The 8,549-nt window shown below is 71.0% G+C and carries 7 protein-coding genes and 1 pseudogene; 2 read left to right on the forward strand and 6 right to left on the reverse strand.

Annotated elements, in window-relative coordinates:
- Window positions 1-226: pseudogene (locus G6027_RS10435) on the reverse strand (cytosine deaminase); the annotation flags it as partial.
- Window positions 227-408: 182 nt separating this feature from the next.
- Here G6027_RS10435 and G6027_RS10440 point away from each other — a divergent pair.
- A complete protein-coding gene (locus G6027_RS10440) occupies window positions 409-1,044 on the forward strand; it encodes an XRE family transcriptional regulator (protein ID WP_182637119.1) in 636 nt (211 codons plus the stop codon).
- A 1-nt stretch (window position 1,045) separates the two neighbouring features.
- Here the strand turns inward: G6027_RS10440 and G6027_RS18820 are convergent, their stop codons facing one another.
- Window positions 1,046-1,165, reverse strand: coding sequence for a phage DNA packaging protein J (locus tag G6027_RS18820; protein ID WP_182637125.1), 120 nt, complete (start codon window positions 1,163-1,165; stop codon window positions 1,046-1,048).
- A 160-nt stretch (window positions 1,166-1,325) separates the two neighbouring features.
- Here G6027_RS18820 and G6027_RS10450 point away from each other — a divergent pair, with 160 nt between their 5' ends.
- Window positions 1,326-2,918 carry an HNH endonuclease signature motif containing protein gene (locus G6027_RS10450; RefSeq protein ID WP_182637120.1) on the forward strand — a complete coding sequence of 531 codons (1,593 nt, stop codon included), beginning with the start codon at window positions 1,326-1,328 and terminating at the stop codon, window positions 2,916-2,918.
- Window positions 2,919-2,941: 23 nt separating this feature from the next.
- Here G6027_RS10450 and G6027_RS10455 read toward each other — a convergent pair whose 3' ends face one another.
- The 4 genes from G6027_RS10455 to G6027_RS10470 form a co-directional block, all read right to left on the reverse strand.
- Window positions 2,942-4,471 carry an NAD(P)/FAD-dependent oxidoreductase gene (locus tag G6027_RS10455; RefSeq protein WP_182637121.1) on the reverse strand — a complete coding sequence of 510 codons (1,530 nt, stop codon included), beginning with the start codon at window positions 4,469-4,471 and terminating at the stop codon, window positions 2,942-2,944.
- Window positions 4,472-4,669: 198 nt separating this feature from the next.
- Window positions 4,670-5,752: an allantoicase gene (gene alc / locus G6027_RS10460; protein ID WP_182637122.1), complete on the reverse strand. Its 1,083-nt coding sequence runs from the start codon at window positions 5,750-5,752 to the stop codon at window positions 4,670-4,672.
- A gap of 14 nt (window positions 5,753-5,766) precedes the next feature.
- On the reverse strand, window positions 5,767-7,182 hold the full coding sequence (allB, locus tag G6027_RS10465; RefSeq protein ID WP_182637123.1) for an allantoinase AllB: 1,416 nt from the start codon (window positions 7,180-7,182) through the stop codon (window positions 5,767-5,769).
- Window positions 7,179-8,549 (reverse strand): aldolase/citrate lyase family protein (locus G6027_RS10470; RefSeq protein ID WP_182637124.1); only part of this gene is annotated, 1,371 nt, incomplete at its 5' end. The genes G6027_RS10470 and allB, both read right to left, overlap by 4 nt.

An 8,549-nucleotide genomic window follows, 5' to 3' on the forward strand; every position in this document is an offset into this window, starting at 1 on the left:
CGACCACCGCAGGTCCCGGCGCCCCGGTGGCGCCGACTCCCGTGTCTCCGGCCTCGGTGACGGCCACGACCACACCGCCCGAGATGTCCACGTCGACCACCCGGCCGTCGAGCAGCCCCACCCCGGCGATGCGGTCGACCTGCCTCCCGGCTTTGCCGTCTGGCCGCGGGTCTGTGGCGCCGGGCTCCGAGGCCCCGTCCCCACGCTGGCGGATGAGTGTGTCCACTGACTGGGTTCTCCTGCTCTACCGGACCGTCCCTGACCGGGTCGGGATGGTGCCCTTGCGCTTTCGACCAGGACGCGAGATATTGACCTCGTCAATACAGCTCAGTGTCACGGGTCGGTGTTTCGGCCGGATTACCCCGCCGGATCTGGTCTGTAACCGCTCGCGGACGATGGGAGACACCGGTGTCGGGGTTACGTGGCGATGGGCTCACGCGCCTGGGTGCACGCATCCGGCACCACCGTCAGCAGCTCGGCCTGACCCTCGTGGAGGTGGCCGGTCAGGCCGGGATCTCGCAACCGTTCCTCAGCCAGATCGAACGCGGCAAGGCGGCCCCGAGCATGTCGACGCTCGAGGGGCTCGCCCACGCATTGGGCACCACGCAGGCGCACCTGCTGGAAGCGGTCGACTCCGTCGACCCGACGTCCGGAGGTCCCGGCGGACCGGCGGGGGACTCGACCGCAGCAGGGGACTCGACATCCTCGACGGGCGGACACGTGGACGTCCGTCGCGCGTCGGAGGGAGCCGTCCTCACCCGCGCGGAGGGCACCGTCGGGGGGCACACCCGACTGCTGCCGGGCGGGCCCAACGACACGCAGTTCCTGGAGTTCGTGGAGACCAATCACGTGCCGGGTCGATTCTTCGAACACCCGGGCCGCGAATGGGTGTACGTCACCAGGGGCACTGTCCTGCTCGAGGTGGGCGAGTCACTCAGTCGGCTGGAGGCGGGGGACGTCGCGCGGTACGACGGCACCCTCCCCCACCGCTGGTATGTACCCGAGGGCGGGCAGGCCTGCCTGATCGTGGCACGACCGGGCTGAGTCACAGCGCCACACCGCCGACCCACCACACCGCCGCCCCACCCCGCCGACCTGGGGCGCCCTGCAGGGGCCGAGCAGGGCGCCCACGCCGTGCAGTATCGGCCGGGAGCCCACGCTCCACACGGGCGCCCTCCCGCCGACGCGCCACCAATCACCTTCGAACCTTCGCGCACACCCCGCTGACCTGCGATGCCCTGCACGTAGCGAACAGGGCACGCCAGGTCAGGCCGACGGAATCCGTGCACCCACGCAGTGTCATACCTCGAACATACGATCGAACCATGACCTATACACCGCCGCCTGCTTCCGACGACATCGATCCTTCCGAGGTGCTCATCCCGCCTCCCGGATTCACCACTTCGACGGGGCCCGCACTCCCCGTCCTGGTCCCCGAGGCGTTCGCTCGGTGGGACCCGGGTCAACAACGCGGCTACCTCGCCCAGAGAACGATCTGCGCGGCCGAGGGTCGGACACTCGCCTATGCCTACGACTGCGTCCGTTCCGCCACCGACCGTTTCGCCACCGAGCACGACCGCCACCGTGATCCGTGGGAAGCCGCCGCCACCATGATCAGCGCCTCCATGGCGCTTTCCCGCCACGGTGCATCCCGTCTAGTGACCACCGCGGTCGAACTCACCGAACGGCTCCCACGTACCGCGGCGCTTCTGGCGACCGGGTGGATAGGCATCCTCGCCGCACACACCATCGCCGAGGAGACGGCCCTGGTGGACGATCACCACATGCCCGAACTCGATCGGCGGATCAGCGAGGGGCTGGCCCCCACCAGGCGCAGGACCCACCCGCCGAGGCTCGGTCCGCTGCGCAAGATGCTCATCAAGACCATCGCGGCCTGCGATCCACTAGGTGCCGATGCCCGCGCCCAGCAGGCGCGACGTGACCAGGACGTGGAGCTGGTGCCCCTCCGGGACGACCGGGCGATCATCACCGCCACGCTCACCGCCGAAGACGCCCTGGAGATCGCGGACCGCATCGAGGCCCTCGCCCGCACCGCCTCGGCTGACGATCCGCGCTCCCTCGGCCAACTCCGCGCCGCCGGGTTGCTCGCACTCAGCCGTGGCTGGGCCTGCCTCCCCGACCCGCAAGGAGAACACCCCACCGACCCGGAGGCCCGGTCTGCAGCCCGCCGAGTGATCATCCACGCCTACGACGACGGCAGCCCGGACAATCGCGGCATCACCCTCGCCGGGTACGGGCCGGTCACCGGCCACACCGCCGACAAACTGCAGCGCAACGCCAGGCGGAGGATCAACGCGCTCTCCGAACTCGCGGCCCCTGACACCGCCGCCGCCCGGCGCCACACTCCCTCCGAGGCCCTGGCACGCTTCTGCCGGGGACGTGACGGTACGTGTGTCTTCCCCGGATGCCAGACCTCCGCCGAGAAGGCCGACCTCGATCACATCGTCCCCTTCGACCACGACCACCCCGACCAGGGCGGACACACGACGTGCGATGACCTCGGGAGCCTCTGCCGCTTCCACCACAGACTCAAGACCGACGGCGTGTGGGCCTACTACCGGGACACCGACGGTGGGTACGTGTGGATCCACGGTCCCCACCACCCGGACAGGGACCCCGGAACGCGCATCACGACGTTCCCCACCGGGCCTCTCGCCGGCCACGCCCCGCCACAACGCCCCGAGGCGAGCCGTCGCCAGCGGGAGGCAGCCGAAGCTGGTGAGACCGGCAACGGCTCAGCCGAGTCCCGTCGGCGACCCCATCAGCGCCACCGTCGCGATATCGAACGACGCAAACTCCGTGAGCAGGCTCGACTCCGGAGACAGGCCCCACCGACCGGTCCGGTGCCTCCGCGGACACCGTCGACTCCCGTGACTGACGCCGAACCCCCGTTCTGATGGGCTGCGCACGACTCTCGACGTCAGAATCGCGAACTCGTCGGGTACCACCCGTCGGAGTCGTCGTGGGGACCGATGGATCGGACCTCGATGTGCTCGAAGGATGCGAAGTCCCGGGCGAGCCGGTCCCAGTTCTCGCGGGTGATCGCGGTGGTGATCGCCGAGGCGATCCGCCCGATCCCGCCGTAGATCCCGGAGAGCTGGTTCCCGGTCACGCCCATGGACGCCCGTGCACCGGTCGAGAAGTGGTGCAGCCGGGCCAACCACGGCGCGGTGCCCGGGTCGCGCTCGGCGAACTCAAAACCCGGGCCCAGGTAGGGACTCCGTCCGGCCGGGTGATCGACCGCGGGCGGATGGCGGTCGGACCACAGTGCAATGTCGTCGACGAATTCGGAGAGCTCCGGACGCATCCGCAGATCCACCTGGTAGCCGGTCGCCGCCAGCACCACGTCCGCGTGGAACCGACCCCTGGTGGTGTCGATCGCGATCTCCTGCCCGCCGGTGTCGGTGTGGACCACCGAGACGGCGTTCCACCCGCAGCCGGTGTGCAGGGCGAAGCCGGAGTGGGTGAAGCACCGCCACACCGAGTGCTGAGTGGGGGGCTGCGGCAGGCCTCCGGACACCACGCCGAATTCCCACTTGCTCTGGTCGTCGAGGTCGTAGAAGCGTTCCTGCATGCCCGGGAACTCCATCCACCGCAGCGGGTTGGAGGCCGGGACCGTCGCCCGTCGCACGAACACTTGCGCCCGGATGGCGCCGTGGTCCAGGGCGGTAGCCGCGTTGTCGAACCCGGAGGCGCCGCCACCCAGCACCGCCACCCGCAGACCCCGCAACGCGGTGAAGTCGATCGGGTCCTCCGTGTGGAACCAGCGCTCGCGGGGCAGCGAGGAGGAGATGAACTCCGGCACGCGAACACCGCCTCCGCCCGCGAGCCCGAGGGCGAAGACGATGCGCCTGGCGGTCAACGTGGTCTCCTGCCCGTCCGGACCGTGCAGTTCCACGGAGAACGGCCCGTCCGGGGTGGTGGGCCGGTGGATCGCGGTGACCCGGGTCCGATGCTGTACGCGGACGCCCGTGACCTCCCGGTACCAGAGCAGGTAGTCGTTCCAGTCCAGGCGGGGGATGAGGTCGACGGCAGCCCATGCGGCCTCACCGTAAACCGCCTCGAACCAGCGGCGGACGTGCAGGGAGGGCACATCGAACTCGATTCCCCGCATGTGTTTGGGGCTGCGCAGGGTGTGCATGCGGGCGTAGCGGTCCCAGCAGCCGACCTCGTGTTCCGGGCCGTCGTCCACCACCAGGACGCGGTCGATCCGTTGGCGCTGCAGCGCGAACGCCGTGCCCAGGCCGGCCTGTCCGCCGCCGATCACCAGGACGTCGAGTTCGGTGGACCCGGGAGCGCGGGGGATCCAGTCGCGGGCGTGGCTGGTGGTGGCGATGTCCTCGTGCACACGGGCCCGGAGTGTCGCCAGGCGCGTGTCCGCGTCGGGGAGGCGGCGGGAGGACTGAACCCCGGCCACAGGATCGGAGCTCACAGAGGTCACGGAGGTCATGGCGGAGGATCTCCTGGGTTCAGCGGGCCCGGGTGGAGGTCGCGGGCCCACCCGGGTCCTGTGCCCGGGCGGACACCACGGCGATGCCTGACTGATGACTCGACCGCCGTGCCGTGGGACGCGGCGGCCGGATCGGCGGGGCCGACCGCACCATCGTGGTGTCGATCCCGAGTCTGGCACCGCGGTTTTTCGGCCGTGTTACGGGCGGATGAGCCCGGTGTGCCGGGCCTGGGATATCCGTGCGGCGAGCTGATCGAGGGCCTCGGTGCTCAGCCTCCCGTGGACGCGCAGGCGGGCGATACCGCCGTCCGGGAACACGTCGAGCCGGACGAATCGCACCGGATCCACCGCACTGTGCCCCTGCCCCGGACCCGACCCAAACCCCGGTCCCGGTCCCGGTCCCACCAGGAAGCGGTGCCGGCAGTCCGGTCGCAACGGCGTACGCGGAACCAGGTCGACCCACCGTTCGGGGTGCCCGAGGTCCTCCGCTCGTGCGATCCCGCGCAGCGACGCCGCCGCGGGTGCGTTACCGATGTAGTAAGAGGTGTCGATCTCCACGTGGTCAACCGTCCCCGGGCCTGCGAGCGCCACCGTCACATGGTCGTTGCCCCCCTCACGCCGCCGGGCGTTCTCCCAACCCTCGCCCATGATGCGGGAGCGGCCGGGGGCGATGATGTTCGCCGGCGAGGAGTAGAACAGGTCCGAGCAGTCGATCACCCGGCCCCCGTTCTCCGCGGCCGCCAGGTCGACGGTTCCGTGAAGGAACGTCGGGTCAGGGGTCGGCTCACCGTGGACCCGCAACCGGGCGACCCCACCATCCGGGATCATCCGCAGGCGCACATGGGTCACCGGCACCGAGTCGGCCACCGCGACGAGATTGCGGGTGTCGCCCTCCGCGGCGGTGTCCGGCACCAACGGCCGCCAGTGGGCTCCCACCAGGTCTTCGGTCCCCGGGTAGTCGTCGATCCACGCGCCGTCCACGGCGACCTGCGGGGGAAAGTTGCCGCGGAAGAAGGCGGTGTCCACCACCACCCCGCGAACCACGCCCGGCACCCCGAGACGGATGATCGCCGCGTCCTCACCGGGCGAGCGACGCCGACGGGTCTCCCAGCCGTCATAGACCTTGCCCTTGTGCCCGAACAGTGCCGGGTCGAACACCGGCTCGGTGGGCAGGATCAGGTTCTCCTTCTCGGCGAAGAACTCGTCGTCGGCGTACACGACGCTGCCGGCGAGCGCGCGGGAAGCGAGGTCGGGAAGGGCGAGGAAGTCGGGCTCGGACATCCGGGGGTCTCCATTCATGAGAGCGATCGCGCGCCGACCCGGGCGGGTGGGCAGGTGGCCGGGCTGACCGGCACCGGGCGGAAGAGGGCCGCGCCCACGGCGGGGCCGTCGAGGTCGATGCGACGACCGGCGAGGTATACCTCGTGAACCACGCCGCCCAGTGCGCGCTGGGCGTAGGCGGTGACGGGATTCTTGTGCTGCAGGCGCTCGGGCAGGACCACGAACGCCTCGTCGGGAGCCAGGACCACGAGGTCGGCGCGGGCGCCGGGGCGGATCGCACCGCGGTCGACCATCCCGGCGAACTCGGCGGGGCCGGAGGACATCCACCGGACGACGTCGGGCAACCCCAGACCGCGCACCCGCGCCTCCGACCAGATGATCGCCAGACCCAGCTGGACCGAGGCGATACCGCCCCACGCCTGGCCGAAGTCACCACTGTCGAATCGCTTGAGCTCGGGCACACACGGCGAGTGGTCGGAGACCACCAGGTCGATGGTCCCGTCGCGCAGTCCCTCCCAGAGTCGCTCGCGGTTGCCGGCCTCGCGGATCGGCGGACAACACTTGTAGTGGGTGGCGCCCGGCTGGATCTCCTCGGAGAACAGCGACAGATAGTGCGGGCACGTCTCCACCGTCAGGGGCAGGCCCTCCGCCTTGGCCCCGCGGATCAGCGGTAGGGCGTCGGCGGCCGACAGATGCAGGATGTGAGCGCGGCAGCCGGTGCGCCGGACGCCGTCGATGACCTGCGCCACCGCGCGGACCTCAGCGCTGACCGGTCGAGACTCCAGGAATCCCGAGTAGGCGGGCCCGGACGTCGGGGGTTGCGCATCGATGGTCCCGGCGTCCTCGGCGTGGACGATCAACAGTCCGCCGAATCCGGCGATCTCCTCCATGGCCGCAACCATCTGAGCGGCATCCAGGGGCGGGAACTCGTCGATCCCGGAGTGCAGCAGGAAGCACTTGAACCCGAACACCCCGCGCTCCCACAGCTCGCGCAGCCGGCCCAGGTTGTCCGGCACGGCGCCGCCCCAGAATCCGGCGTCCACGTGCAACTTCCCGGTAGCGCTGGCCAGTTTGGCGTCGAGGGCGGCGGGACTGGTGGTTACCGGGCTGGAATTGAGCGGCATGTCGATCAGGGTCGTCACGCCGCCGCACGCAGCGGCGCGGGTGGCGCTGACGAACCCCTCCCAGTCGGTACGACCGGGCTCGTTGACGTGCACATGGGTGTCGACCAGGCCGGGCAGCAGGACCACCTCGTCACCCAGGTCCACGACCTCCGTGCCGGCAGGCGTCGGAGAGGTCGGGGCCGCGGGTCCGGTCTCGACGGCCAGGATGATCCCGTCGGAGACCGTCACGGTGGCCGGCACGATCTCGGAACCGACCACTGCCCGGTGCGCGCGGAAGACGATCTCGGGGACACGGCGTGCACTCATGTCGTGGTCTCCGCATGGTCTGGGACGGGCCTGCGGGGGTGGGCCTGATCGTGGGGGTGGGCCTGATCGATTCCGGTGCTCCGGAGCCGGTCGAGTACGGCCCGGTCCACACCGGCCAACTCGGCCACTTCCTCGGCCGTGGTGGCCCCGCAGTCCATCGCGCGGACGCAGAAGTCGGCCAGTGCGCGGGCGGTGGCCGGCTCGTCGAGGTATCCGGCCGACACCGGGGCTCCGGCCGGTGTGGTGCCGAGGTAGGCCGCGATGCGTGTGCACGCGGTGGGCAGCGAGCGGCGGTAGAAGGCGTAGGTGGCCACGTAACGGGAGACCAGCTGCGCGGGATGCAGGTCCCAGCCCTGGTAGAAGCCCCGGCGCAGCGACCGGTCGACCAGCCGCGCGTGCAGCTGCCAGGCGGTGAGTACCGCGTCCGGCTCGCCCACGGGCAGCCGGTTGGTGGAGCCGTCCGAGAGCGCCACCCCGGTCCCGGCGGCCGCGACCTGCATGACGGCCTTGGCGTGGTCGGCCGCGGGGTGGTCCATGGCCTGGTACTCGGGGGCGATCCCACACGCCGCGGAGTAGTCGTAGGTGCCGTAGTGCAAGCTGATGCAGCGCCGGTCGGCGGCGTGGACCAGCCGGGCGACCAGCGCGGATCCATCGGGGGCGCAGATCGACTGCGGGGTCTCGATCTGGATCTCGAACCCGATGCTCCGCTCCGCCAGTCCGCACGCCTGCTCGAGCTCTCGGCACATGCGGACCATGGCGTGCACCTGGTCCACCGACGAGACCTTGGGCAGGGTCGGGCGGAAGCCGGCCAGCCCGCCCTCCGCCGCGAGCCCGCTGACGAACCGCGTGAAGGTGCGGATCCCCCGCCGGCGGGTGGCCGGGTCGAGAGAGCCGAACCGCAACCCCCAGAACGGAGGGAGCGACGACGAGGTCTGCCCCCGCCCCGACGCCGCTGTCCGCGCCATCAGCAGATCGGCCAGCACCCGGTCCACGTGCGCGTCCTCGTCGCGATCGCGGTCACCGGCGGGCACGCCCTGTTGGGTGAAGCCGTCCTCGAAGTCGATGCGCAGGTCCTCGACGGGTTCCCGCTCGAGTTTGCCCCTCACGAGCGCGTGGAGTGAGGCGGCCTCGGAGCGGAGGACCGCCTCGTCGTCGTCGCCCCCGGGTCCCCCGAACCCCACGTCTCCGAATATCACGTCACCGAACACGCTCACCAACGCGGCGGCGTCCGGCAGGTGGGTGTCGAACGCCTCGAGCGCGGCCGTGCCCACCTCCGCCACCACCCCGGCGTGGACGCGATCGGCCGGCAGGTACAGGGTGTGGACGGGTTGGCGGGCGGCGGGCGGGCCCGGGAACCGCTCGGCGAG

This window comes from Dietzia sp. SLG310A2-38A2 (genome assembly GCF_014145095.1).
Taxonomy (GTDB): Bacteria; Actinomycetota; Actinomycetes; order Mycobacteriales; family Mycobacteriaceae; genus Dietzia.

Coding starts and splice junctions, on each gene's coding strand:
- G6027_RS10450 (WP_182637120.1), top strand. CDS start 1,326: ATGACCTATACACCGCCGCCTGCTTCCGACGACATCGATCCTTCCGAG.
- G6027_RS10455 (WP_182637121.1), bottom strand. CDS start 4,471: ATGACCTCCGTGACCTCTGTGAGCTCCGATCCTGTGGCCGGGGTTCAG.
- alc (WP_182637122.1), bottom strand. CDS start 5,752: ATGTCCGAGCCCGACTTCCTCGCCCTTCCCGACCTCGCTTCCCGCGCG.
- allB (WP_182637123.1), bottom strand. CDS start 7,182: ATGAGTGCACGCCGTGTCCCCGAGATCGTCTTCCGCGCGCACCGGGCA.